This is a genomic window from Rhizobium aethiopicum, from assembly GCF_900094625.1.
Classification (GTDB): Bacteria; Pseudomonadota; Alphaproteobacteria; order Rhizobiales; family Rhizobiaceae; genus Rhizobium; species Rhizobium aethiopicum.
This window is the reverse complement of sequence record NZ_FMAJ01000007.1, coordinates 121,327-145,608: the sequence shown is the minus strand read 5'-3', so window position 1 is coordinate 145,608 and position 24,282 is coordinate 121,327. Positions and strand designations below refer to the sequence as shown.

Below are 24,282 nucleotides of genomic sequence, written 5' to 3'. Positions count from 1 at the left end.
AAGTCTCGATCCTGGGTTGGAGGGATCATCATGGATGTCGTCACGCTTGTCGCTTTTGCAGCCGTTTCCTTCGTCGGCATCGCGACGCCGGGGCCGACGGTGCTGCTGGCGCTGACCAATGGTTCGCGGCATGGCCTGCGCCGCGCGGTTGCCGGCATGATCGGCGCGGTTCTTTCGGATTTCGTCCTGATCGGCGCCGTGGCTGTCGGGCTCGGGGCGCTGCTCGCGGCATCGGAATTCTGGTTCTCGATGTTGAAATGGGCGGGCGCTGCCTATCTCGCATTTCTCGGCATCATGCTTTTGCGCTCGAAGGGGGCGATTGATTCAGCGCTCAAATCGGGTGAGGCGCCAGGGGCGACATCGACCCTTTCGATCGGGCTAAAGAGCTTCATGGTCGCGGCGACGAACCCGAAGGGTTATCTCTTCTTTTCCGCCTTCCTGCCGCAGTTCATCGATCCCAGTGAGCCGCAGGCGGCTCAGTATGCCCTGCTTGCGCTGGTCTTTGCGGCACTCGATTTTCTCATCATGTTCGGCTACGCCTTCTTCGGGTCGCAGGCGGTGCGCTTCCTGAAAACGTCGGGCGCCTTATGGCTGGAGCGGGCCTGCGGCGGCGCCTTGCTGGCGCTTGCCGGGTCACTTGCCCTTTACCGCCGGGCAACTGCTTGAGTTTCAGGATCGAGGCAGGGACAGGTGGCCGACGCGATAGGCCTGCATGTGTTTGCCGATCTCGGGAATCTCCGGCCATAGCCTAAAACGTACCCGCGTCCATGTCGTCGGTTCGAAGCCCGAGACCGAGGCGAGTGCGCCTTTTGCCAGATCGGCTTCGGCTTCGTTGCTTTCGCACCGGCGCAACTCGGCGAGCGGCGCATAAGGTTCCGTCGACAAGATCTCGCGGGTCGCAAATGCGGCCGCGGCGATATCGGGCGAGATTCCCGCCTTCCACACCAACCATGTTCTCACTTGCGGCCAGCCGAAGGCGCCGGTGAGCGCCTCGAAGCCCGGACCACAGAGGAAGTCGCTTGCCCCTTCCGGCTTCTGCCAGAGATAAAAGGCCGCATAGAGATTGTCGCGGCTGCCGAATTCGCTCCTGCGGGCGCTGAGATAGGCCTTGAAGCCGAGATTCGGCAAGCCGTCGAGCAGCGGACCCTTGTCGCCGATGCGGCGGTCGATGATCGACATGTCGTAGTCGGCCGGCAAGGTGAAGCCGTATTGCATGCCGATCATTGGTTCCCCTCCGTTGTACGCAGTCGCCAGTCGGGATCAGTCATCTGGGCGATGCCGTTGCCGAAGGACCAGTCTTCGGGTGCGCTGGTGCTGATCACGATCATCACGTCCTCCGGGCGAAGGCCCGGCGATTGGCCGAGGAGATCGGCGAGCCGACGGTAGAGCGCCGACTTCATCTCCACCGTCCGCGGCCTGCCAATCGTGATCGAGATATAGACGAAATCGTCCGAACGCGGGCCGGCGAGATAGCTTCGGTCGAAGATCAGCTCATTTTCGTCGTGCTGATGGATGGCCTGAAAGCGATCATTTTCGGGCACGTCGAAGGTCTCGACCAGTGCGCGCTGGATGTTGTCGGTAAGTGCTGCGAGAAAGTCCGGGGATTTGCCTTTGCGAAGAGAGATGCGAACGAAGGGCATTGAAGTCTCCATGGTTCAAGCCAGGCGGCAGCCTTGACAACACCATCATCGCAGCACACGATAATACTGAAAATCAGAATTTGATGGATATATCATCCTGAAAACCGGGACTGTATGATGCGGCGGACGATCTTCGATCTCGATGTGCTTCGAACCTTTTCTACCGGCGTGGCGCTTGGCAATTTCGCCAAGGCGGCAGAAAGGCTTGGGCGGTCGACCTCGGCGGTCAGCGCGCAGATGAAGAAGCTGGAGGAGCAGGCGGGCACGCCGATTTTCCGCAAGGCGGGGCGCGGGTTGGCGTTGACCGATGCCGGCGAGACGATGCTCGGCTATGCCCGGCGGCTCCTGGAGCTCAACGACGAGGCAGCCGCGGCCGTGCACAGCGTTGAGCTGGAGGGCTGGGTGCGGCTCGGGCTGCAGGAGGATTTCGGCGAGACTTTGTTGCCCGAGGTGCTCGGTCGTTTCGCGCGCGCCCACCCGAAAGTCCGGATCGAGGCGCGGGTGGTACGCAATTCCGAACTGCTCGAGCGCGTCACCTCAGGCAAGCTCGATCTGGCGCTCGCCTGGAGCGACAGCACGCTGACGGCGCATTGCGAGCGGATCGGCGAGGTGCCGATGTGCTGGATCGGGCCGGACGAGGGAGTGTCGGGCCGGTATGGAGCAAGCGGCGACCCCATGCCGCTCGCCTCGCTGGAGGCGCCTTGCCTGATGCGAACTGCGGCGACCCGGGCACTCGATGAGGCGGGCATTTCCTGGCGGCTTGCTTTCGTCAGCCCCAGTCTCGGCGGCCTCTGGGCTGCGACGGCGGCGGGGCTCGGCCTCACCGTCCGCACGCCTATCGGTCTGCCGGCGAAGGTCCGGCCGTTGGCGCCTGAAGCAATCGGGCTGCCTCACTTGCCGAAGCTCGGCTTGGTTCTGCACCGGGCGGAGGCCGAACTGCAGCCGGCCGGGGCGCGGCTTGGCGCGCTCCTACTGGAGTCCGTGCATGACGCCCTGCGCGGGGCAGGTGGCTGATATCTTCGTTGACCCTTCGGGCGCAGGCCTGTAGCCTCACCCCACTATGAAGATGCTTACTGTCAATATCGCTTCGGTCTTCTTCTTGAGCCGCTGACGGCGCTGCCTTGGAGAGGTTTTGCCTCCCGGGCCTATGGAGACGCGACCGCAGACCAGCTTCGGCTGGCTCTTGGTCGTGGAGCGAAACAACCTCCGCCCGGCAATCCGGCTCGAGAGGTTTACGACAGAGAGTTTTCATGACCGACGAACATTATCCGCCGGCGCTTACCGCAGCCGAGATCGAAGGATTCATCCGCGACGGGTTTGTCCGAATCGACAGAGCCTTTTCACGCGAACTGGCCGAAGAAGCACGCGCCATCATGTGGTGCGATATCCCCTGCGCTCCTGACGATCCCAAGACATGGACGCGGCCGGTGATCCGGCTTCCGGGCTATGGCGGCGGGCCGTTCGCGGCAGCCGCTAACACGCCTATCCTGCATGCTGCTTTCGACCAGCTCGTCGGCATCGGGCGCTGGGCGCCGCGTGACGGGCTCGGCAGTTTTCCGGTGCGCTTTCCACATCCCGATGACCCGGGCGATGCCGGCTGGCATGTCGATCTGAGCTTTCCGGGCGAGAATTGCGACCCGAACGAACAGCAGGATTTTTCAGCCTGGCGAGTCAACATCACCTCGCGCGGCCGGGCGCTGCTGATGCTGTTTCTGTTTTCCGATGTCGGCGAGGAGGATGCGCCGACCCGCATCAGAGTGGGTTCGCATATGGATATGGCGCGCTACCTCGCGCCGGCGGGCGAAGCCGGGCGCTGGCGCATGGATCTCGAAGCCATGGGGACTGATCGTCCGCTGGCATTGGCGACGGGGCAGGCGGGCACAGTCTATCTCTGCCATCCCTTTCTCGTGCATGCGGCGCAGAAACATCGCGGCACTACGCCGCGTTTCATGGCGCAGCCACCGCTTGGCCTCACGCGGCCCTACAGGCTGGAGCGAAAGGACGGCAACTATTCGCCGGTCGAGGTGGCGATCCGGCGGGCACTGCACGATCCAACCTGCTGACGGCTGATCATGCATTCGGCGCGAGCGGGCCGGATGCCTCACGCTTGGTACTGCTGGTGAGCGTTGCGGCGGATCGCCTGGGGCGGCTGACCGAAGGCACGCAGAAAGGCACGCCGCATGCGCTCGCGGTCGGCAAAGCCGGTCTCGTCGGCGACCACTTCGATCGGATGGCGACTCTGCTCCATCATCAGCCGAGCGGCTTCAAGCCTCAAGTTCTCGACGGCCTTGGCGGGCGACTGGCCAGTTTCGGCGCGAAAAGCCCGGCTGAATTGGCGGGGACTGAGATGAGCGGCTTCCGCCAGCTTTTCGACGGACAGCTGCGATTTCAGGTTATTGCGCGCGAATTCGAGCGCCTTCTGAATGCGGTCTGATTTCGGCTCCAATTCCAGCAGTGCGGAAAACTGCGACTGGCCGCCGGCGCGGCGGTGATAGACGACAAGCATGCGCGCGACGGCGCGGGCGACCTCGATGCCATGATCCTTTTCGACCATCGCCAGCGCCAGGTCGATACCGGCGGTCATTCCGGCGGACGTCCAGACCGAACCATCGATGATGAAGATGCGGTCCTCCTCCACCCGGATCGTCGGATAGCGCGCTTTCATTTCGCGGGCAAGGCACCAATGTGTGGTCGCGCGGCGGCCGTCGAGAATACCGGCTTCGGCGAGGAAGAAGGCTCCGGTGCAGATCGAAGCGATACGACGAGAGGCGCCCAATGCCGCACGCATGAAGGCGCTTTCGCCGGGCTTCGGCAAGACGAGGTCGGGTGCGCCGACGACGATCAGCGTGTCGAAGGCCGGATCACCGAAAGGCTCGGTCTCGGTCGACATACCGAGCGAGGTACGCAGCACTCCGCCGGCCTCAGAAATGTAGGTGATGTCATAGGCCTTCCGGCCGAGTTCGAGATTGGTGAACTCGAAGACCGAGACGGCGGCCAGACTCATGATCTGAAAGCCGGGATAGAGCAGGAAAGCGATGTGCTGCATGGCGAAACTCCAATGTCGCAAAAAGTGGCATATATGACATTTAGGACACCGGCAACCCCGAGTATTGTTATCGTCACGCGCAGGGCTAGTCCGGCGCATTAAGGAGATGGAGCATGATACAAGAACGAAAGGGTACCGCGCTTGTCACCGGCGCGTCCTCGGGAATCGGCGCAATCTATGCCCACAGACTGGCAAAGCAGGGATACGACCTGATCATCGTTGCGCGCAACGAGGAGCGGCTGAAGGCATTGGCAGATCGGCTGACAACGGAAACCGGCAGGACGGTTGAGACCCTTGTCGCTGATCTCGGCAAGAAGATGGATCTTTCGCGCGTCGAGAGCGTGCTGAAGGGAGACCGGAGCATTACGCTTCTGGTCAACAATGCCGGCTTCGGCGGAACGGCCCCGTTGCTTGCCGCCGATGTCGATAAGATGCAGGAGATGATCGAGCTTAACGTCACTGCACTGATGCGGCTGACTTATGCCGCCGTTCCTGGTTTCGTCTCGCGCGGCGGCGGAACGATCATCAATATCGCTTCCATCGTGGCGATCGCGCCGGAACTGTTGAACGGCGTCTATGGCGGCACGAAAGCCTTCGTGCTTGCCTTCAGCCAGTCGCTGAAACATGAGCTGGCGGAGAAGAACATCAATATCCAGGCCGTGCTGCCTGGCGCTACGGCGACCGAATTCTGGGGCATTGCCGGCACGCCCGTCGAGCACCTGCCCGGTGAAATCGTGATGTCTGCGGAAGACATGGTCGATGCCTCGCTCGCAGGCCTTGAGCAGGGCGAATTCGCGACGATTCCTGCGCTCGAAGATGCGGGCTTGCTGGCCGCCTATGAGCAGGCGCGCCAGGCACTGATGCCGAACCTGTCTCGCAGCGTGCCGGCGCATCGCTATAAGGCGTGATCGGCAACCTCAGCCGAAGCGTTCGAGCGCCATGGCGAAGATATGGGCATCGACGTTGCCGCCTGACGTGACGGCAACGATCGTGTCGCTTTCCAGCGCTTCACCGTGGAAGAGGCCAGCAGCCAGCGCCACTGCACCGCCCGGCTCGACGACGATCTTCAGCCTGACGAAGGCGAGCGCCATGGCACGCAGCACCTCCTCGTCGGTGACGACGATGCCGGCGCCGGCGAGGCGCTTCAAGATCGGGAAGGTGATGTTGCCCGGCTGCGGCGTGATGATCGCATCGCAGATCGAGCCCGACATCGAAACGTTGCGCTCAATCCTGCCGGAGGCGAGCGAGCGGGTGGTATCGTCAAAATTCTCGGGCTCGCAGGGACGGACGCGAAAATCCGACGTGCTGGCTTCGAGGGCAAGGGCGATGCCGGAGCTTAATCCGCCGCCGCCGCAGGGCACGAGGACTTCGGCCGACGTGACGCCCTCTTCTTCTGCCTGCTCGGAGATTTCGAGGCCGGTCGTGCCCTGGCCGGCGATCACCAGGGGCTCGTCATAGGGCTTGATCAGCGTCAGGCCGCGCTCGGCGGAGAGCCGGGCGCCGATTTCGTCGCGATCCTCGGTGGCGCGGTCGTAGAGCACGACTTCCGCACCGAAGGCGCGGGTGTTGGCGATCTTCAGCTTCGGCGCATCGCTCGGCATGATGATGACGGCGGGCACGCCGTGCAGCCTGGCGGCCAGGGCGACACCCTGGGCATGATTGCCGGAGGAGAAGGCGATGACGCCGCTCGCCCGTACAGCCGGATCGAGGCCGGAGACGGCAGACCAGCCGCCGCGGAACTTGAACGAACCGGAATGCTGCAGACATTCCGCCTTCACGAACAGGCGCCGGCCGGCAATCTCGTTCAGGAAGGGGGAGGAGAGCAGCGGCGTGCGTCTGATATGACCGCGCAGACGGGCGCGGGCGGCGACAATCATTTCAATGCTGGTCATTCGGGATCGTCCTGCTTGCGGATTCGAACATGCATAGGACGGGGTAAACGGTTTGTGAACGGCGACTTTGTCACCGTGACATGAATGACCGGCGCGCCTATGCCCGAGCCTCACCGACCGTCAATAGCCGCCCGCCGACCCTTCTGTCGCGCGGGCGTCCATCGCGCCGTTGTAGCGGGCGCCGCCGCCCTTTTCGATGGCGGCAAGGCTTTTGCCGCCGACGAGGATCCCGGCGGCCTGGCCCCAGAGCGGCGCGTCATTGCCGCCATCGAAACTGTAGCCCATGGCGGCAAGCGTCTTTTCCGTATCCCGCGACAGCGCATAGGGCTCGAGATAGACCTTGTCGGGTTGCCATTGGTGATGGAAACGCGGCGCATTGACCGCCTGGCTGATATCCATGCCGAAATCGACGACGTTGAGGATTGCCTCCAGCGTAATGGTGATGATGCGCGAGCCGCCGGGGCTGCCGATCACCATGAAGGGCTTACCATCGCGCGTGACGATCGTCGGGCTCATCGAGGAGAGCGGCGTCTTCTTCGGCGCGATGGCGTTGGCTTCGCCCTGAACGAGGCCATAAAGGTTCGGCACACCCGGCTTGGAGGTGAAATCGTCCATCTCGTTGTTGAGCAGAACGCCGGTACCCGGTGCTACGACCGCCGCGCCGAAGGAACCGTTCAGCGTGTAGGTGACCGCAACAGCATTGCCCTCGTCATCGATGATCGAATAATGGGTCGTCTCGTTGCTTTCCTTGCCGCCGAGCGGTTGCAGATCGGCCGAAGTGCCGGCCTTGTAGGGATCGATCTTTGTTGCGATCTCTTTGGCGTAGCTCTTGTCGAGCAGTTTTTCCACCGGGTTCGCGACGAAATCGGGGTCACCGAGCGCCGCGTTTCGATCGACATAAGCGTAGCGCATCGCCTCGACCATGATGTGCACGGTTTCGGCCGAGGCATAGCCGAGATAGGAGAGCGGATAGCCTTCGAGGACGTTGAGGATCTCGCAGAGGATCACACCGCCGGAGGAGGGCGGCGGCGAGGAAATGATGTCATAGCCGCGGTAATTGCACTCGATCGGCTTCAATTCGCGCACGGCATATTGCTCGAAATCCTCCTTGGCGAGGACGCCGCCCTTGGCCTGACTCGCCTTGACGATCGCCTCGGCCGGGGCAGCCCTGTAAAAGGCGTTCGGTCCCTTTTCCGAGATGGCTGCGAGGACTGCGGCGAGATCCGGCTGCTGCAGTTTTTCGCCCGGTGCATAGGGCTTGCCGTCCGGTTTCAGGAAGATATTGGCCGCCGTTTCATCCTTGGCGAGGCGCTTGGCGCTGCTGGCGAGAATTGCCGCGTCACCCTGTTCCAGCGTGAAGCCTTCCCTGGCGAAGCGGAGCGCCGGCGCGATCAGATCCTCGCGAGGCCGGGTGCCGTATTTCTCGCGGGCAGTCTCCAGGCCCATGACGGAGCCCGGAACGCCGACGGCGAGATAGCCGTCGAGGCTGGCGCGCGGCACGATATCGCCTTTGCTATCCAGATACATGCTCTTCGTCGCGGCCAGCGGCGCGCGTTCGCGGAAATCGAGGAAAGTTTTCGTGCCGTCCTTCAGCCGGATGGTCATGAAGCCGCCGCCGCCGAGATTGCCGGCCGAGGGATAGACGACCGCCAGCGCATAACCGACGGCGACCGCCGCGTCGACGGCGTTGCCGCCGCTCTTCAGCACCTCGACGCCGACATTGGTCGCCAGATGCTGGGCGGTGACGACCATGCCGTGCTCTGCTTCGACCGGTGCCGGCGACGCGGCGAAAGCCGTGGTCAGACTCAGCGACAATGCCGATATGACAGAGATCGTCCCAATATGCAGGCGGCCCATGAATTCCCCTCCTATGGACAACAACGGAAAGACATATGGGGCTGCCGCGGCCCGCGGCAATGCGAGGAAGTTGGCTTTGTGCGAGGAGCTGGCCAGGTGTCTGCCAGGACACAGCTGGAGAGATCAGGCGCCGTGGAGGACCCCCGGCGTAAGCGACGGTTTGATTTCCGTCGCTTGATCGCGAAGAGGGGCGGCGAGCCTCTCCTCGGCCCGGCGCGCGGCTGCCTGGAGATCGCGCGGCTCGCCGGCGATCTTTTCCATGGCGGCGATGGCGACATCGGTGGCAAGGTAATCCGGCTTGTGGCCGACACCGCGAACGGTGACGAGTTCAGAACCGGCTATATCGCGGGCAAGGCCGCGCGAATGCAGGTGTTCCCAGACGATCTCGTCGCGGTCGCCTGTTATGATGACGGTCGGCGCGGTGATCTGCGAATAGAGCAGCGACTGCTCCTTCACATAGGCGAGCAGTTTTTTGAAATCGACGGCGTTGTGGTGGAATGTGCGAGGCCGCAGCACCAGCGAGGGCCCTGTTTTTTCGATGTAATCGGCAGGGCAAGGATTGGGGCGGAAAACATTCAGCGTGCCGCGCTCCAGTCGGCTCAGTCCGAGCGGCACGACAATGGCGTGGTTGAAGAGCCAGCCGATGACCGGCAGGGTCGCCACGTGATAATACCAGTCGATGCCGCCAGGCCACGGATGGGTGGCGGGCGCGAGAAAGAGCAGGCCGGCGGTCTTATCAGGATGACGCAGGCCAAAGGCGGCGGTTATCGCGCCCCCGAAAGAATGGCCGACGATGATCGCCTTCTTGATGCCGCGCTTGTCCATCAGTCGGGCAATTGCATCGGCCTGGCCCGAGGGCATAGTGTTCTCAGGGCCGCCACGCTCGGAATAACCGTGCCCGGGGCGATCGACGAACAGCATTTCCGCCCGGCCTTCAAGTGGCGCGCGGAAGGCGCCGAGCTGATCGAGAAGATTGCCGCTGGCGCCGTGGATGAAGACGAGCGCCGGCAGATCCGCATTTTCGGGACGCTCAACATGGACGGCGTTCATGCGGTAGCCGTCCACATCCGTCAATTCGCCGATATTCGGATAGGTCTGCTCGAATTGCCGCGCCTTATAAGTGGAGTAACCGATGGCGGCGGCGAGCGGGGCGAGAAAAACGGAAACTTCTGAAAGCATGATCTTAACGGCGACAATCGGCAGTTCTTGCGAGGACGATGGTCGCGGTTCCCTCGACAGGTCTAAAATTGCGCGCTTCGGCCGGAGGTCAAGCTCGCTGACTCGGCTTCAGGTGCGATTGCCGGCGAGTTTTTCCGCAAGCGTGTTGACCTGTTCCTGCGCGGTTCGATCGGCTGGATAGATATCCAGGAACCGCTCCCAGGCCTTCAGCGTCAATTGGTCGTTGCCGGAATTGCTGAGGATCGCGGCCATGCCGGAGAGCGCGCCGAAATGGCGCGGCTCGAGATCCAGCACACGCTCAATGTCGGACATCGACTTACGGTAGTTGCCCATGACGAAATTCAACGTGGCACGGCGATTCCAGCTCTCAGCATAATCGGGCTTCAGGGCAATCGCCTCATCGAGGAAATCGAGAGCGGCGGGAGTTCGCTTTTCCTCGATCGCCTTGTCGGCCCATTGCATCAGCAGATTGATGGTCGCGCTGCCGGAATCGTTCCATTCCAGGCGAATTTCGTTGGCGATGCTGCTGGCTTTGTCAGGATCGCGCTCGCGCTTCAGCTGGCTGAAGAGCTGGTCAAGACGCTGCTTCGGCGAACTGTTCGAATCCCTCTGCTCGACGATCACGTCTTTTTCCGCCGCGGTGGCCGGAGGCGGGGTGATGAAGAGGATGGAGGCGAGCGGCAGCACCGCTGACGTCAAAGCAAAAAAGCGCATGGCGGACATATTAGCCCGCCAGCGCCGAAGATCAAACAAATTAGACGTGATCACCGCAGCGACCTGCCGGATATGCCCAAGCGCAACGCGCGCGGCGCAACGATCCGGATGCGCGCAATCAGCCCTGACGAGCCTTGTAGCGCGGGTTCAGCTTGTTGATGATGTAGATGCGGCCCTTGCGACGAACCAGACGGTTGTCACGGTGACGAGCCTTGAGCGACTTGAGCGAATTCTTGATCTTCATTTTTCTGATCCGCGATCTCTGTGGGGGAATTCACATTCGCCCGTGTCTTTAACAATCAAAAGCGCGCCGTCGGGGCGCGCTCTTTAGGTGGGGGAGCAGATACCTCGTCACCTCCAGCGTGTCAACCACGTGACGGTGTTTTTCCCAAGAGGCAGCGGTGTTTTCTCACCCGGAAACCGGTAATTTCCGCGTCAAGGTGGTGACATGGCCCATCTTGCGGCCGGGGCGCCACTCGGTCTTGCCGTAGAGATGGACCAGCGTATCGGGGCGCCGCAACCAGTCGGGAACAGCAAGGATATCATCGCCGATGAGGTTCTGCATGACGCAGTCGGAATGGCGGTCGGCATTGCCGAGCGGCAGGCCGGCGACGGCGCGGATATGCTGCTCGAACTGGCTGACGATGCAGGCGGCCTCCGTCCAGTGGCCGGAATTGTGCACGCGCGGCGCCATCTCGTTGGCGATCAGGCCACCGTCCGCGAGCACGAAAAATTCGATGCCGATAACGCCGACATAGTTCAATGCGGCGAGGATCTTTTCGGCCGCGTGGCGGGCGGCGTCCGCCGTCTGTGGAGAGATCATTGCCGGAACCGTCGAGGTGTGGAGGATGCCGTTCCGGTGGACGTTCTCGGCAGGATCGAAGCAGACGGCGGTCCCATCCGCGGCACGCGCGGCGATGATCGAGACCTCGCGCTCGAAGGCGACGAAGCTTTCGAGGATGAGCGGTACGGCGCCGAGAGCCGCATAGGCGCCGTCAGGATTGTCGGCCGGCGAGCGAAATACCTTCTGCCCCTTGCCGTCATAACCGAGACGGCGGGTCTTCAGCACGCCCTGACCGCCGAAGTCGCGGAGCGCCGTTTCGAGATCCGCCTGGCTGTCGACAGCATGAAAGCGGGCGGTTGATATGCCGCAGCCGTTGAGGAAACGTTTTTCGACGAGCCGATCCTGGGCGGCTTCCAGCGCCTTGGCAGGCGGATAGACAGCGATCCTTGCCGAGAGCGCTTCGGCGGCTGCGACGGGCACGTTTTCGAATTCGTAGGTGACCACATCGCATGCGTCCGCCAGTTCGGCCAGCGCCGCCGGATCGTCATAGGCGGCGACGATCTGCCGGTTGGCGAGCTGGGCGGCCGGACAACCGGCCTGCGGCTCGAGGATGATGGTGCGGAAATTCAACCTGGCGGCGGCGATAGCCAGCATGCGGCCGAGCTGGCCGCCGCCGATAATGCCGATCGTTCCTATGGTCATTGGTCGTCCATCGGATATTCGGCGACGGCCGCACTCTGGCGTTCGCGCCATTCATCGAGCCGCTCGGCGATCTCTTCGTCGGAGAGGGCAAGAACGGCGGCGGCAAGAAGGGCGGCGTTGACCGCGCCCGCCCTGCCGATGGCAAGCGTTCCCACAGGAATGCCGGCCGGCATCTGCACGATGGAAAGAAGGCTGTCCTGCCCGGACAGAGTTTTAGACTGGACCGGCACGCCGAAGACCGGCAGCGGCGTCATCGATGCGGCCATGCCCGGCAGGTGCGCTGCGCCGCCGGCGCCGGCGATAATCACCTTGAAACCTTCGGCCCGTGCGCCCTTGGCGAAATTCACCAGGCGATCGGGGGTGCGATGCGCCGAGATGATGCGCGCATCGTAAGCGATTTCCAGCGCCTCCAGCGTGTCGGCCGCGTTCTTCATGGTCTCCCAATCCGATTGGCTGCCCATGATGATGGCGACGGGTGGTCTGTCTGTCATCTCTAGGCCGTTCCTTTCAGGCAATGATGTCGGGAACAATCTGATCTTCCAGCTTGGAGAGCTTGTCCTTGATGACAAGCTTCTTCTTCTTCATGCGCTGGATTCGCAGAGCGTCGCATCCGGTCTCGATCATGGCATTGATCGCGGCGTCGAAATCCTCGTGCTCCTGGCGCAGACGCGCCACCATGAGCCTGATTTCCGCCTGTTCCTGATCGGCCATGTGCATTCCCCGTTATCGTCCTCGGATCTTGTCCGATCTGCCGATGATTTCCGCAAGCTCCTATCACCAAATACGGGTAACGGCTAGTTAGTGTTGATCATGAATTTGCCATCTCATCTTCATCTTTTGGCCTTCGACAAGCCTTCAAAAATATGTCACAGTCCGCCGGTTCAAACCTTGATCCCCGACGATGTTGGCCGGGGAGGGTAAGAGGAAGGAAGGGTCAAATGACAGTTCAAGCTCATCTTGAATCGCTCCAGAAAAAGCATGTCGCTCTCGAGGAGGAGCTGCATGCACTCAGAACAGCTCCCTCGATCTCAGATACTGAAATTGCCGAATGCAAGCGCCGCAAGCTGCGCATCAAGGACGAGATTCAGCGTCTCAAGTCATCCGTCCATTAATTTTCTCAAGGGTCGCCGGGCGATCATCTTGCCCAAGAGGTAAATCCATCCATTCCGCTAAAATTTGCAAGAACCGGTGATCCCGCCAGAATTGCGCCAGCCCGATGCCCATGACGTCGCGGCTGGCGCTTTTGCATCTCCTTGGCCCGCAAATGGCGTTCCGCTGATTTGACACCGCGCCCGGGTGTTATGGGAGGGCGATCAGGCCCAGAACTGATCCAGCCACAGATTGAGCTTGTCGAAACCGCGGTTATTGACCGCATAGATGCGTTTCGTGCCTTCCGAGGTTACGGAGACGAGATTGCTGTCGAGCAGCGCCTTCAGGTGCTGCGATACAGCAGGACGGCTGATCGGCAGGCCCTCGGCAAGTTCGTTTACCGTGCGCGGTGCGCGCCGCAACTCTTCCAGCAAAAAGCGCCGGTTCGGATCGGCAATCGCAGAGAAAGGGTCCGTGTTCGACATGGCGGGAAAGCTACGTCAAACCGGCCGTTGCAGCAAGGAAATTGTGCATTGCAGCGTGGCGCTGAGCTTACCAGCCAAGGCCGTCGCGCATGATCAGAAGGGCCGCGATCAGGGCCATCGCATACATGAAGGGATAGAAAATCTGCGGCTTCATGCGGCGTACGCCCCACGCGCCGGCAATCGTGGCGAGCGGAGCGAAGGGCAAGAGCGTCGCGGAGGTCGTAAGGTTCTGTGCGTCGAGCTGGCCGAGCGCAAAATAGGGGATCAGCTTGATGGCATTGAGGATTGCGAAGAAGCGCACGCTGGTGCCGGTATATTCACGCGGCCCCAGTTTGAGCGGCAGGGCATAGATCTGAAACGGCGCGCCGCCGGCATGAGCGACGAAGCTGCCATATCCCGAGAATGCGCCCCAGAGACTGGCTGCCACCGGCCGCTGGTCGCGCGGCGGGATTAGTTTTCCGGCGCCGGGGCCGAAATTGTTCCAGAAATAACGCAGGCAGAAGAGGATGGTCACGGCGCCGATGACGATGCGCAGCATGTCGCCCGGAACGAGCGCCGAGGTGGCCCAGCCGAGCGCAATGCCGAAAATTGCACCCGGCAGCATGATCTTCAGCGTTGCCCAGTCGCCATGTCTGCGCCAGATGACGAGTGAGATCATGTCCATGAAGACCAGGATCGGCAGCAGGATCGCCGCCGCCTCGACAGGCGAGACAACGAGGGCGAGAAAGGGCAAACCGATCAGCGACAACGCATCGCCCATACCGCCTTTTGCAAGGCCGACCAAGACAACGGCGGGCACGGCGGCGTAGTAGAATGACAAGTCCTGCGGCATGCTTTCGACGTCCTCCTCTTGCAAGCCTCGTCTAACGGAACTACTCACACAAAACGAGTGCGGATCCGCCCTTTCGAGAAGGGAATTCGCAGGAAACGGAAAGACCTCATGACCGAACCCGAAAACCGCTGCCGCCTGGTGCTCATCGCCCCTGATATCGCCGATGCCGATGAACGGGCAAGCATCGTCGCCGACGCGCTCAAGGGCGGCGACGTCGCCTCGGTCATCGTGCCGCAATACGGGCTCGACGACGCCAGCTTCCAGAAACATGCCGAGAAGCTGGTGCCGGTGATCCAGGATGCGGGGGCCGCCGCGCTGATTGCAGGCGACAGCCGCGTTGCGGGACGGGCGAAGGCCGATGGCCTGCATCTTGTCGGCAATGCCGAGGCGCTGTCGGAGGCGACCGACAAACACGCGCCGAAGCTGATCGTCGGCGGCGGCAATGCGGCCGACCGGCATACCGCACTGGAGATCGGCGAAGTGAGGCCGGACTATATCTTCTTCGGCAAGCTAGACGGGGACATCAAGCCGGAGGCGCATCCGAAGAACCTTGCCCTCGGAGAATGGTGGGCTTCGATGATCGAGATTCCTTGCATTGTCATGGGCGGCACCGATCCGGCCTCGGCGCTCGCCGTCGCAGAGACCGGCGCGGAGTTCGTGGCGCTGCGGCTGGCCGTTTTCGGCGATCCGGCCCGGGCGCCGTCTGTCGTCGCCGAGATCAACGCATTGCTTGACGAAAAAGCGCCACGGTTTGAGGATTGAAATCGCGCTCATGCCGATCCCGCCCATCCGTCTTCTGAAATATCTCCTCGCCGGCGCCGCCACCTTCGCTGCGGTCGCGCCGAATACAAGCCTGGCGCAATCGACGGAGAGCGTCATCAGCCAGCCAAACACGGCGCCGGCGTCGACTTTTCGTACCGACCGGCCGTCCGGCTCTACTGTGAAGCCTTCCGACGGCGTCGGAGTATACGACCGGATGGGCGCGAAGCTGCCGGACCTGCCGCCGGAAAAGGACTATAAGGGCCCGATCGACGAGGCCTATGGCGCCTATCAGCGGGGTTATTATCTGACGGCGATGGACAAAGCGCTGCCGCGCGCCCAGCTCGGTGATCCGGCCGCGCAGACGCTGATCGCAGAAATCCTCTCGCAGGGATTGGGCGTCAAGAAGGACGTCAAGAATGCCGCCTTCTGGTATGGCAAGGCGGCCGAAGGCGGCGATGCGGCTGCGATGTTCAAATATGCGCTGATGCTGATGGAAGGCGAGGGCGTGCCGCGCGACAAGGCCAAGGCCGATGAGTATATGCGCAAGGCGGCCGAGGCCGGCAATCCTTCAGCCGAATTCAACTGGGCGCAGATTGTCGTCGCCGACAATCCCGGCGAAAAGGGGCTCAAGCTCGCGCTGCCGTTCTACGAGAAATCAGCCGAGCAGGGTATCGCCGATTCGCAATATGCTGTGGCGCAGCTCTATGCGACGCTGAAGGACCTGCCGGAAGAAAAGAAGCAACTCGCCCGCGAGTGGATGGCGCGCGCCGCCCGCGCCGGTTTCGATACGGCCCAGCTCGATCTCGGTATCTGGCTGGTCAACGGTATCGGCGGACCGAAGGATTACGTCAAGGGTTTCGAATGGCTGAGGCTTGCCGCCAATGGCGGCAATGTCGCCGCCCAAAACAAACTCGCCCATCTCTACATCAACGCCATCGGCACGCCGCCCAACCCGATCGAGGCGGCCAAGTGGTATGTGCTGTCGCGCCGTGCCGGGCTTGCCGATCCCTCGCTTGAAGATTTCTATCTCGGCATCGAGGACGATCAGCAGAAAGCGGCGATCGAGGCGGCCAACAAGTTCCGGCGACGGTAGCGATCATTCTTCGCCTCTGACGACAAGCAAGCGGGCTCGCCCAGTTTGAAGCACTTGAGCTCCCAAGCAGCGTGATCAGAAAAGAGCGTCGGCAAAAAGATCCTCGTCGTCTTGCTCTTTCGGAGTTTCGACCGGAGCCGCGGTATCGTCAACGCTCGCCGGGATGATGCCGCGATGGGTATTGCGTTCCTGGACCATCGTGTAGAGCTTGAAGATCTTGCGGTCGAGCGGGGCGATCGTCTCGGCGAGATCGGAGATGTCGGCGATCTCCGCACCGGCGACATTTACGAGCAGATCGGCAGAGCGGGCAAGGACGTCGCCGAGATCATGCTGGAAGTCGAGCTTGCCGATCAGCAGGCGGATCTTGGTGGCGACCTCGCCGCCGTTCTCGGCAAGCACCTTCAGCTCATCTTCCATCACGTTCGCGGCCGAGCGGATATTGTCGACGGCCGACGTCAGGCTCTCGTCCAGGCCGCCGGCTCGGGCATCGGTCGCGGGAGCGACGCGGCCGGCCGCGGCTTCGAGCGCCGGCAGGCCGTTGACGATGGAGTCGGCCGAATCGTCGAGTTTGCCGGCGAAGATGCGCAATTCGGCGGTGACGACGTTGATGGACTTTCCTTCCTCACCGAGGCGGCTGCAGCGCAGGTTTGTATTCAAAGCCATATAATGGATATCGGTCTTGACGGCGCGGATGTTGCCGATCGCCTCGAACAGCTTGGCGGCGGTACCGATCGTCGACTGGCTCACCTGGTCGGCCTGCCGGCTTGCCGCGTCGACCTGCTTGACGATTTCATGGGCGGCCGAGACGCTCGATTCGAGCGCCCGCATGAAGTTGCCGTCGGCCTCACCGCTCTCGCTGCTCATCTGGTCGCGCAGCTTGAGGATTTCTCTCATGTCGTGGTCGAAACTCGCGATCGTCTTGACGACGTTTTCCGAATCCCGCTGGAATTCGGCGCACATCTCGCTCATCTGCGCCGCCGTCAGATGATGAATGACGTTCTGAAGCCGCTGGCGTGCGCCAACGTCGAGCTTGGCGCCGTCCTCGCCGGCAAAGAAATCCTCGAGCAGCGAAAAGGTCGCCTGTACATGCTCGATGCGCTGCCGGGTGATGTCGCCGATCTGCAGGGCGGACAATGTCGAAGCGACCTTGGTTTGAACACCGCGGGCAATCGCGGCGACTTCGCGGGCAACGACGCTCAATTCCTTCCGGTGCCTGGTGATCTTGGCGGCATCGTCGCGGAGCGCAGCCGCGACGGCCGGAACCGTACCGGCATAAGCTCTCGAAACGCTCGCCCCCAGGGAGACGGCGAGCTTGACCTCTTTCTCGAGGCTGTCGAGATGGGCAGCGAAACGGTTGACCTCATCGGTGCCAGAATAGATGCGTTCCAGGATCTCCTGGGCGAAGCCGGCGAATTCGGCAAGGCCGGCGCCGGTGATCTTGACGGTCACGGCAAAAGTTCTGAGATAACGCATCGTCTCCTGCATGTCGGCGACGTGCTTGCGCAGTTCCCTGCCGGTTTGCGCCAGCGAAACGAGGGCCTGCTGACGGTTTTCCTCAGTGACCGGCAGTGCCATCAGGCTTTCCACAGTTGCCTGGAGATCGGCGCTGGTATCGCTTGACTCCTTGTTGTCGAGCGCCGTTGTGACGCTTTCGAGCGAGTTCAACAGACGGTTGAGGACATCCATCACCGACAGCAGCACCGTGCCCGCTTCAAGGAAACGTTCCTCGACCTGGCTGCGAGCGGCTTCAAGTGTCTGGCTGACGTCCCGTCCCGGTGTGTAGGCCGCAGCGTGAGGTGATACCTGAGCGTGTGCCAATTTTATACCTTTTCTTAAAACACAGGCAATTTGACTCTATTTTTACGGGCAGGATGGAAACGACCGGTAAACGCGCCAGACTCGCCTGCGTTGTGATTAACGAAACATGTGGAGGAGGCTCATTCCTGAACCGCATGGCCGGCAGCCATTATCCAACCCGCTGATTTTTCGGGGTTTAATCCTGATTGCTGAGAGAAAAATACAACTTATCCCGGATGAGATTTCGGAGTCGCGCAATCCGCTATGCAGCACTTTTCTACAACCGCTGTTTACCCCGCATTAACGCTGCCGTGAGAGTCCTCTTAGGGTCATCAAGTATTTCTCCGACCCGGGGGGCTGCATTGAATACTCCAAAGCAATATTACGAATCTATAAATTTGCCTGACGTGCTGAGCATTCGGTATGTGTCCGAAATATATTGCAGAATTTCTGATGAATTTCACCGTCGTGATACGGTCATCATCAGCATTCCCGAGGGTGCGGAAGCGGATCTGAGTTTCATTCAACTCATCGAATCCTCGCGCCGTCAAGCAAAGGCCAATGGAAAGACGTTCAGACTTTCTTCGCCGGCGAGTGGCTCGGTCCTAAAGGTACTTGAACGCGCAGGTTTTATAGAATCCTTCGATAAAGAAGACAAAAATTTCTGGTTGCATAAAGAGGTGACGTTATGAGTGCAAACATCCTGACCGTAGACGATTCCGCCAGCATCCGCCTGACCACCAAAGTCACACTGACAAATGCCGGCTACAGCGTCACCGAGGCGATCAACGGGGCCGAGGGCCTTGCGGCAGCCAAGGGAAGCAGCTTCGACCTGATCGTGACCGATCTCAACATGCCTGTCATGGACGGACTGACGATGATCGAGGAATTGCGCAAGCTGCCGCCGCAGGCGGGCGTCCCGATCATCTTCCTGACGACGGAATCGGACGCCGATCTCAAGGCCCGCGCCAAAGCGGCCGGTGCTACCGGCTGGCTGACCAAGCCGTTCGACCCGGAAAATCTCGTGAAGATCGTCAAGAAGGTCTTAGGAAGATGAGCACCCTCGATCCGGTCGCCGTATTCCGCATGGAAGCTGCCGAATGCCTCGAAGCGATCGAGGCCGGTCTGCTCGACCTCACGCACCAGCTCGGCAACAAAGATCTCGTCGACGCCGTGTTCCGCGGGCTTCACACGCTCAAGGGCTCGGGAGCGATGTTCGGTTTCGAGGCGCTCGCAGCCTTCACCCATCATTGCGAAACCGCCTTCGACCGAGTCCGCAAGGGCGAGGTCGCAGCGACCAGCGAACTCGTCGCCGCCGTACTCGCTGCCCAGGACCACATGCGTGCCCTCGTCGACCAGCCCGACGCCGATCACGGCGACACCGGGCACAAGCTTCTGGCGCAGCTGCAGGCTGCCGTCGGCGGCAAGGCTGCGGCGCCGGCCGCAGCGGCAGCCGTTCCGGCGGCGGTGCGCGAAGTTCCGGCAAAAAAGAAGAATAGCTGGCGCATCCGCTTCAGCCTGCCGGCCAATTCGATGGCCAACGGCACCAATCCGCTCGGCCTGCTGGACGAGTTGCGTGATCTCGGCGAATGCACCGTGCTCGCCGATACTTCGGCCATTCCGCCTCTCGACGAGCTCACTCCGACGGAACTCTATGTTTCCTGGGATGTGACGCTGACCAGCGAGCAGGATCGTTCGGCGATCGACGACGTCTTTATCTTCGTGCTCGACGACATGGACCTCAGCGTCGAAGAGATCGATGGCGCGGCAGCGGCAACCGCCGCTCCGGCCGAAGCAAAGCCGGCGCCTGCTCCTGTTGCATCGCCGGCGCCTGTTCCGGCGGCTGCCGTGCCGGAATTCCGTCCTGTCGAAGCGGTGCCTGTCAAGCGCGAGGCGCCCGCTGCCGCCAGCCAGGCGAAGGCTGCCGAGAATGTCCGCGTCCCGGCCGAGCGCCTGGACGAGCTGATGGACCGCGTCGGCGAACTCGTCATCGCACAATCGCGCCTTAGCCAGCTCGCCAGCGCCAGCGTCGATATTGCGCTGCGCTCCGTCTCGGAAGAAATCGAACGCCTCTCCGGCGAACTGCGCGACACGATGATGGTGCTGCGCATGGTGCCGGTCGCAACGCTCTTCTCCCGCTTCCGCCGTCTTGTCCACGATCTCGCCCGCGAGACCGGCAAGGTGATCGAGCTGGTGACGGAAGGGGAGACGACCGAAGTCGACAAGACGGTGATCGAGCGCCTGGCCGATCCGCTGGTGCATCTGGTGCGCAACTCGATCGATCATGGCCTCGAAATGCCGGCCGACCGCCTTGCCGGCGGCAAGACCGAAGCCGGCACGGTGACGCTCTCTGCCCGCCAGGCCGGCGGCGAGGTGATCATCTCCATCAAGGACGACGGCCGGGGCATCAATCGCGAACGGGTCCGCGCCAAGGCTGAATCCTCCGGGCTGATCCAACCGGGCCAGCCGCTTTCGGACTCCGAGCTCTTGCAGCTGATCTTTGCTCCCGGCTTCTCGACGGCCGCGGCGATCACTAGTCTCTCCGGCCGCGGCGTCGGCATGGACGTGGTCAAGAAGACGGTCGAGGCGCTACGCGGCGCGATCGATGTCGTTAGCGTGCCGGGTCAGGGATCGGAAGTATCGCTGCGAATCCCGCTGACGCTTGCCATCATCGACGGTCTGCTGGTGCGCGTCGGCTCTGGCCGCTACGTCATCCCGCTGTCGGCGGTGGAGGAATGCCTCGAACTTTCGCTCGAAGAAGATCTCCGGTCGCGCGGCCGCAGCTTCATCTCGCTGCGCGACAGCCTGGTGCCGTTCCTGCGGCTGCGCGATCTCTTCCGCACCGGCACGAAGCCAGACGTGCATCAGAAGGTCGTGGTGATCTCGACCGGCACGGAGCGCGTCGGGCTGGTCGTCGACCAGATCATCGGTGACCACCAGACGGTCATCAAGTCGATGTCGAAACTGCACAACGACGTGGCGACTTTCTCGGGCGCCACCATTCTCGGCGACGGCAGTGTCGCCCTCATTCTCGACGTCGGCCACCTGGTTGCCGCGGGTCAGCAACAGGAGGCGCAATTGCGGGTAGCAGGATGAGCGCAGCAGCAACAGCCGAACGGTTCGACAATCACTGGAGCTATGCCGAGGAGGTCGAGGTGCTGACCTTCGATCTCAATGGCGAGACCTTCGCACTGGAAGCGGTCATCGTTCAGGAAATCCTGGACCTGCTTCCGGAGACCGCAGTGCCGGGCAGCCAGCCCTTCGTCGCAAGCGTGATAAACTTCCGCGGCAAGGTCATTCCGCTCGCCGACCTGCGTCTCGCCTTCGGGATGGAGGCGGCGGAAGCCACGATCGACAGCCGCTTCATCGTCATCGAGATCGATCTGCAGGGCGAGCCGACGCTCGTCGGTCTCAGAACCGACAAGGTGAACGAGGTGACCACGCTTGCAAAGACCGCGAGCGAGGCGCCGCCGAGCGTCGGCATGCGCTGGCGCGCCGACTACATCAACTGCCTGGTGAAGAGGGGCGGAGAATTCATCATTCTCCCGAATCTGCAGGCGATTTTTTCGTCGAGGCATAATGCGGCGGGGGCCGTCAACTGACGCCGGATGAATTCAAATTGGGGGTAAACCGATGCGACTGACAATCAAGACGAAGCTGGTGACCGCGTTCACCTTCATCATCCTCATGCTTCTGGGCACCGCCGCTTACGGTATCTTCAGCCTGGGATCGCTGAACGATACGATCGGCAATCTTCTTGCCGGCCCGGCAGCCCGCCTCGATCTTGCGCAACAGATCAACATTGCGCAGCTCGAAGCCATCCGCCAGCAGAAGAACCTGCTCACTGCCCGAACCCCGGAAGAAAGCGCCGGTGCGATCGACAAGGGCAACCAGGCCCGCAAGGATTTCAGCGACGCCTTCGACCAAGCGCTGGCGCGCGCAACGGAAGAAGGCAAGGCGCGCTGGGCGCGCATTGCCGAACTTTCCAAGGCCTTCAACGCAGCCGACGACCAGATCCGCGACTATCTGAAGGCCGGCAATATCGATGGCGCAAACACCGTCTCGATCACGGCGGCGCGTGCCGCCGTCAACGATATCGACTCGACACTCGCCGAGATTTTGGCGCTTGAAAAGCAGCGCATGAAGGCCGCCGATGCCGATGCCGATACGCAGTATGCAACGACACGCACGACAATGATCGCCGTCGCCGGCGTTGCGCTGCTGATTGCCGCTATTACCGCCTTCTGGATTGCCAGCACGATCAGCAAGGGCCTCAACCGCGCCAACATGGTGGTTCGCGAAGTGTCGGAAGGCGATCTGACGAAGATGGCCGAGATCACCAGCCATGATGAAATCGGCGAACTCCTGGGCAACGTCAACATTATGATCGAACGACTGCGGGGCGTCGTCGCCGACGCACTGTCGGCCGCCGAAAACGTCTCGTCCGGCAGCCAGCAGCTTTCGGCAAGTTCCGAGCAGGTGTCGCAGGGCGCTTCGGAGCAGGCGGCTTCCGCCGAAGAGGCTTCCGCCTCGATGGAGGAGATGGCCGCCAACATCAAGCAGAATGCCGATAACGCGGCCCAGACCGAAAAGATAGCCCGTCAGTCGGCCAAGGATGCGGAAGCCAGCGGCGAAGCGGTAACCCGTGCCGTCGACGCGATGCGCACGATCGCGCAGAAGATCAGCATCGTGCAGGAAATCGCCCGCCAGACTGATCTGCTCGCTCTCAACGCGGCTGTGGAAGCGGCCCGCGCCGGTGAGCACGGCAAGGGTTTTGCGGTCGTGGCCTCGGAAGTGCGCAAGCTTGCGGAGCGCAGCCAGTCGGCCGCCGCCGAAATAAGCTCAATGTCGAGCGATACCGTCAAGGCCGCTGCCGATGCCGGTGAGATGCTCGGTCGCCTGGTGCCCGATATCCGCAAGACGGCGGAACTCGTTTCCGAGATCAGCGCCGCCTGCCGCGAGCAGGATATCGGCGCCTCGCAGATCAACGAGGCGATCCAGCAACTCGACAAAGTGACGCAACAGAACGCCGGCGCCTCGGAAGAAATGTCGGCAACCTCCGAGGAACTCGCCTCCCAGGCGGAAGAACTGCAGACGTCGATCGCCTTCTTCAAGGTCGATACGGCAGGCAGAGGGGGTTCCGGCGCCCATAAGTCGCCGGCGAAAGGCCCGGCAAAGGTGGTCAAGGGTCCGGCTGCTGCCCGCAGGCCTGCTCCGCATGCCCAAAGCCAGGGCCGCGGCCAGACGATTTCGGCTCAGCAACAGCGCCTCAAGGGTTTCGCTCTCGATATGTCGATGGGCGGTCCCGATGACGGCGACGACGATTTCCGGGAGAGCGCATAAGCGACCCTCGGGAGACGTGTCTTGGCCTTCGCCCTCATGTGATCCCTCGGGCTGCTCCGGTGGCCCGAGGCGGAAATATCCCCAACGCGTGTAGGCGTTGGCGCTGCGACCGATAGATGTCCGGCTGCCGGGAAGTGAATGCAGTCGCTTTCCCCCTTTCAGACACATCACTCTGAAGTTCGGCGTTTCTTGGACAGGAACGTCTCTCTATCCAATCGTTTTAGCGCATAGAACGGGGTATCACATGCGTTTCACCATTAAGCTCAAACTAGGCCTTGCTTTCGCAGTCATCACGCTGCTTTTGATCGGCATCGCGGTTTACGGAAGCCTGAGCCTCGGCACCTTGAACGAGGCGAGCGGCAATATGATCGACGGGCCGGTGCGCCGCCTGGAGCTCGCGCTGAATGCCAATATTGCTGAAGTCAATGCGATCCGCGCTCAGAAGAACGCGCTGCTGTCGACCGATCACGAGACCGCCGCCGGCTTCTATAAGGAAGCCGACCAGAACCTGCAGACCCTGTTCGACAGCGTCGATGCCGGCCTTGCCATCGCCTCGCCGGAGGGCAAGCCCCATTGGGAGAAGCTCCGGACGATCGCCGGGAAATTCCGAGAAAAATCCGCCGAACTGCAGCAGCTCGATGCTAAGGGCGACAAATCAGGCGCGCTGGCGCTTTCGCTCGGCGATCTCAGGGTGATGACCGATGAAATGGCCGGTGCGATCGCCTCCCTGACGGAGATCCAGCGTAAGGGCATGCAGGCGACCAACCATGCCAATACGGATCTTTATAATTCGACAAAGCTCATCCTCACCACGGCATCCGTCATCGCCGTGCTTTTGGCGCTGGGCGCAGCCTTGTGGATCACGCTCGGCATCAACAATGGTCTGAGGAAGATCACGAGCGTCGCAAACGCCGTGGCAATCGGCGATCTCAATCAGAAAGTCGACGTCAGGACCAATGACGAGATCAAGGACCTCATCGATACGGTCAACACCATGACCGCCAATCTGCGTGCGACCGCCGCCCTTGCCGACCAGATCGCCATGGGCGACCTGACCACCGATGCCA

The 24,282-nt window shown here is 61.9% G+C and carries 26 protein-coding genes and 1 pseudogene; 13 read left to right on the top strand and 14 right to left on the bottom strand.

Annotated features, from left to right (window positions below):
- Positions 1-30: 30 nt before the first annotated feature.
- Positions 31-666 carry a LysE family translocator gene (locus GA0061105_RS16785; protein WP_064694356.1) on the top strand — a complete coding sequence of 212 codons (636 nt, stop codon included), beginning with the start codon at positions 31-33 and terminating at the stop codon, positions 664-666.
- A 3-nt stretch (positions 667-669) separates the two neighbouring features.
- Here the strand turns inward: GA0061105_RS16785 and GA0061105_RS16780 are convergent, their stop codons facing one another.
- Complete coding sequence (locus GA0061105_RS16780) at positions 670-1,224, bottom strand: DUF4865 family protein (protein ID WP_092751617.1); 555 nt, start codon at positions 1,222-1,224, stop codon at positions 670-672.
- Positions 1,221-1,640, bottom strand: a complete 420-nt coding sequence (locus GA0061105_RS16775) for a tautomerase family protein (RefSeq protein ID WP_092751615.1) — start codon at positions 1,638-1,640, stop codon at positions 1,221-1,223. Before GA0061105_RS16775 ends, GA0061105_RS16780 begins: the two co-directional genes overlap by 4 nt.
- Positions 1,641-1,757: 117 nt before the next feature.
- On the opposite strand from GA0061105_RS16775, the gene GA0061105_RS16770 reads away from it, so the two are divergent.
- Positions 1,758-2,654, top strand: coding sequence for a LysR substrate-binding domain-containing protein (locus tag GA0061105_RS16770; protein ID WP_092751840.1), 897 nt, complete (start codon positions 1,758-1,760; stop codon positions 2,652-2,654).
- A 236-nt stretch (positions 2,655-2,890) separates the two neighbouring features.
- Positions 2,891-3,703, top strand: a complete 813-nt coding sequence (locus GA0061105_RS16765; RefSeq protein WP_092751613.1) for a phytanoyl-CoA dioxygenase family protein — start codon at positions 2,891-2,893, stop codon at positions 3,701-3,703.
- Between the two features lie 38 nt (positions 3,704-3,741).
- Here GA0061105_RS16765 and GA0061105_RS16760 read toward each other — a convergent pair whose 3' ends face one another.
- Positions 3,742-4,686: a GlxA family transcriptional regulator gene (locus GA0061105_RS16760; RefSeq protein WP_092751611.1), complete on the bottom strand. Its 945-nt coding sequence runs from the start codon at positions 4,684-4,686 to the stop codon at positions 3,742-3,744.
- A 113-nt stretch (positions 4,687-4,799) separates the two neighbouring features.
- On the opposite strand from GA0061105_RS16760, the gene GA0061105_RS16755 reads away from it, so the two are divergent.
- Positions 4,800-5,594, top strand: coding sequence for an SDR family NAD(P)-dependent oxidoreductase (locus tag GA0061105_RS16755; RefSeq protein WP_092751609.1), 795 nt, complete (start codon positions 4,800-4,802; stop codon positions 5,592-5,594).
- A gap of 9 nt (positions 5,595-5,603) precedes the next feature.
- Here the strand turns inward: GA0061105_RS16755 and GA0061105_RS16750 are convergent, their stop codons facing one another.
- From GA0061105_RS16750 to GA0061105_RS16715, 8 genes are all read right to left on the bottom strand, one after another.
- Entirely contained in the window at positions 5,604-6,578 is a 975-nt protein-coding gene (locus tag GA0061105_RS16750) for a threonine ammonia-lyase (protein WP_092751607.1), read from the bottom strand.
- A 120-nt stretch (positions 6,579-6,698) separates the two neighbouring features.
- Positions 6,699-8,435, bottom strand: coding sequence for a gamma-glutamyltransferase (ggt, locus tag GA0061105_RS16745; protein ID WP_092751605.1), 1,737 nt, complete (start codon positions 8,433-8,435; stop codon positions 6,699-6,701).
- Between the two features lie 123 nt (positions 8,436-8,558).
- Positions 8,559-9,614: an alpha/beta fold hydrolase gene (locus GA0061105_RS16740; protein ID WP_064694363.1), complete on the bottom strand. Its 1,056-nt coding sequence runs from the start codon at positions 9,612-9,614 to the stop codon at positions 8,559-8,561.
- Between the two features lie 108 nt (positions 9,615-9,722).
- Entirely contained in the window at positions 9,723-10,337 is a 615-nt protein-coding gene (locus GA0061105_RS16735) for a tetratricopeptide repeat protein (RefSeq protein ID WP_092751603.1), read from the bottom strand.
- A 109-nt stretch (positions 10,338-10,446) separates the two neighbouring features.
- A complete protein-coding gene (gene ykgO / locus GA0061105_RS16730; RefSeq protein ID WP_003582204.1) occupies positions 10,447-10,572 on the bottom strand; it encodes a type B 50S ribosomal protein L36 in 126 nt (41 codons plus the stop codon).
- 165 nt (positions 10,573-10,737) lie between these two features.
- On the bottom strand, positions 10,738-11,814 hold the full coding sequence (locus GA0061105_RS16725; protein ID WP_092751601.1) for a 5-(carboxyamino)imidazole ribonucleotide synthase: 1,077 nt from the start codon (positions 11,812-11,814) through the stop codon (positions 10,738-10,740).
- On the bottom strand, positions 11,811-12,305 hold the full coding sequence (gene purE / locus GA0061105_RS16720) for a 5-(carboxyamino)imidazole ribonucleotide mutase (protein WP_064694366.1): 495 nt from the start codon (positions 12,303-12,305) through the stop codon (positions 11,811-11,813). The genes GA0061105_RS16725 and purE overlap by 4 nt, the downstream gene beginning before the upstream one ends.
- A 16-nt stretch (positions 12,306-12,321) precedes the next feature.
- Positions 12,322-12,525: a YdcH family protein gene (locus GA0061105_RS16715; protein WP_010028538.1), complete on the bottom strand. Its 204-nt coding sequence runs from the start codon at positions 12,523-12,525 to the stop codon at positions 12,322-12,324.
- Between the two features lie 227 nt (positions 12,526-12,752).
- Here GA0061105_RS16715 and GA0061105_RS16710 point away from each other — a divergent pair, with 227 nt between their 5' ends.
- On the top strand, positions 12,753-12,926 hold the full coding sequence (locus GA0061105_RS16710) for a YdcH family protein (RefSeq protein WP_009996782.1): 174 nt from the start codon (positions 12,753-12,755) through the stop codon (positions 12,924-12,926).
- Between the two features lie 201 nt (positions 12,927-13,127).
- On the opposite strand, the gene GA0061105_RS16705 is transcribed toward GA0061105_RS16710, so the two are convergent.
- Both GA0061105_RS16705 and GA0061105_RS16700 read right to left on the bottom strand, forming a co-directional pair.
- A complete protein-coding gene (locus tag GA0061105_RS16705) occupies positions 13,128-13,388 on the bottom strand; it encodes an ArsR/SmtB family transcription factor (RefSeq protein ID WP_003552646.1) in 261 nt (86 codons plus the stop codon).
- 67 nt (positions 13,389-13,455) lie between these two features.
- On the bottom strand, positions 13,456-14,220 hold the full coding sequence (locus GA0061105_RS16700; protein ID WP_092751599.1) for a sulfite exporter TauE/SafE family protein: 765 nt from the start codon (positions 14,218-14,220) through the stop codon (positions 13,456-13,458).
- 108 nt (positions 14,221-14,328) lie between these two features.
- Between GA0061105_RS16700 and GA0061105_RS16695 the strand changes: the two genes are divergently transcribed.
- Positions 14,329-14,982, top strand: a complete 654-nt coding sequence (locus GA0061105_RS16695) for a thiamine phosphate synthase (RefSeq protein WP_092751597.1) — start codon at positions 14,329-14,331, stop codon at positions 14,980-14,982.
- 10 nt (positions 14,983-14,992) lie between these two features.
- The gene (locus tag GA0061105_RS16690; RefSeq protein ID WP_092751595.1) at positions 14,993-16,075 is read left to right on the top strand and encodes a tetratricopeptide repeat protein; all 1,083 of its coding nucleotides are present in this window, start codon (positions 14,993-14,995) and stop codon (positions 16,073-16,075) included.
- A 75-nt stretch (positions 16,076-16,150) separates the two neighbouring features.
- On the opposite strand, the gene GA0061105_RS16685 is transcribed toward GA0061105_RS16690, so the two are convergent.
- Positions 16,151-17,893 (bottom strand): chemotaxis protein, encoded by a 1,743-nt coding sequence (locus GA0061105_RS16685; RefSeq protein WP_092751593.1) that lies wholly within the window; start codon positions 17,891-17,893, stop codon positions 16,151-16,153.
- 341 nt (positions 17,894-18,234) lie between these two features.
- On the opposite strand from GA0061105_RS16685, the gene GA0061105_RS16680 reads away from it, so the two are divergent.
- The 6 genes and pseudogenes from GA0061105_RS16680 to GA0061105_RS34065 all read left to right on the top strand — a co-directional run.
- Positions 18,235-18,564 (top strand): glycosyltransferase family protein, encoded by a 330-nt coding sequence (locus tag GA0061105_RS16680; protein WP_092751591.1) that lies wholly within the window; start codon positions 18,235-18,237, stop codon positions 18,562-18,564.
- Entirely contained in the window at positions 18,561-18,929 is a 369-nt protein-coding gene (locus tag GA0061105_RS16675; RefSeq protein ID WP_092751589.1) for a response regulator, read from the top strand. Before GA0061105_RS16680 ends, GA0061105_RS16675 begins: the two co-directional genes overlap by 4 nt.
- Positions 18,926-20,968, top strand: coding sequence for a chemotaxis protein CheA (locus tag GA0061105_RS16670; RefSeq protein WP_092751587.1), 2,043 nt, complete (start codon positions 18,926-18,928; stop codon positions 20,966-20,968). The genes GA0061105_RS16675 and GA0061105_RS16670 overlap by 4 nt, the downstream gene beginning before the upstream one ends.
- Positions 20,965-21,474, top strand: coding sequence for a chemotaxis protein CheW (locus GA0061105_RS16665; RefSeq protein WP_092751585.1), 510 nt, complete (start codon positions 20,965-20,967; stop codon positions 21,472-21,474). Before GA0061105_RS16670 ends, GA0061105_RS16665 begins: the two co-directional genes overlap by 4 nt.
- 31 nt (positions 21,475-21,505) lie before the next feature.
- Positions 21,506-23,215 carry a methyl-accepting chemotaxis protein gene (locus GA0061105_RS16660; protein ID WP_092751583.1) on the top strand — a complete coding sequence of 570 codons (1,710 nt, stop codon included), beginning with the start codon at positions 21,506-21,508 and terminating at the stop codon, positions 23,213-23,215.
- 244 nt (positions 23,216-23,459) lie between these two features.
- A pseudogene (locus GA0061105_RS34065) lies at positions 23,460-24,218 on the top strand (MCP four helix bundle domain-containing protein); the annotation flags it as partial.
- Positions 24,219-24,282: the final 64 nt, after the last annotated feature.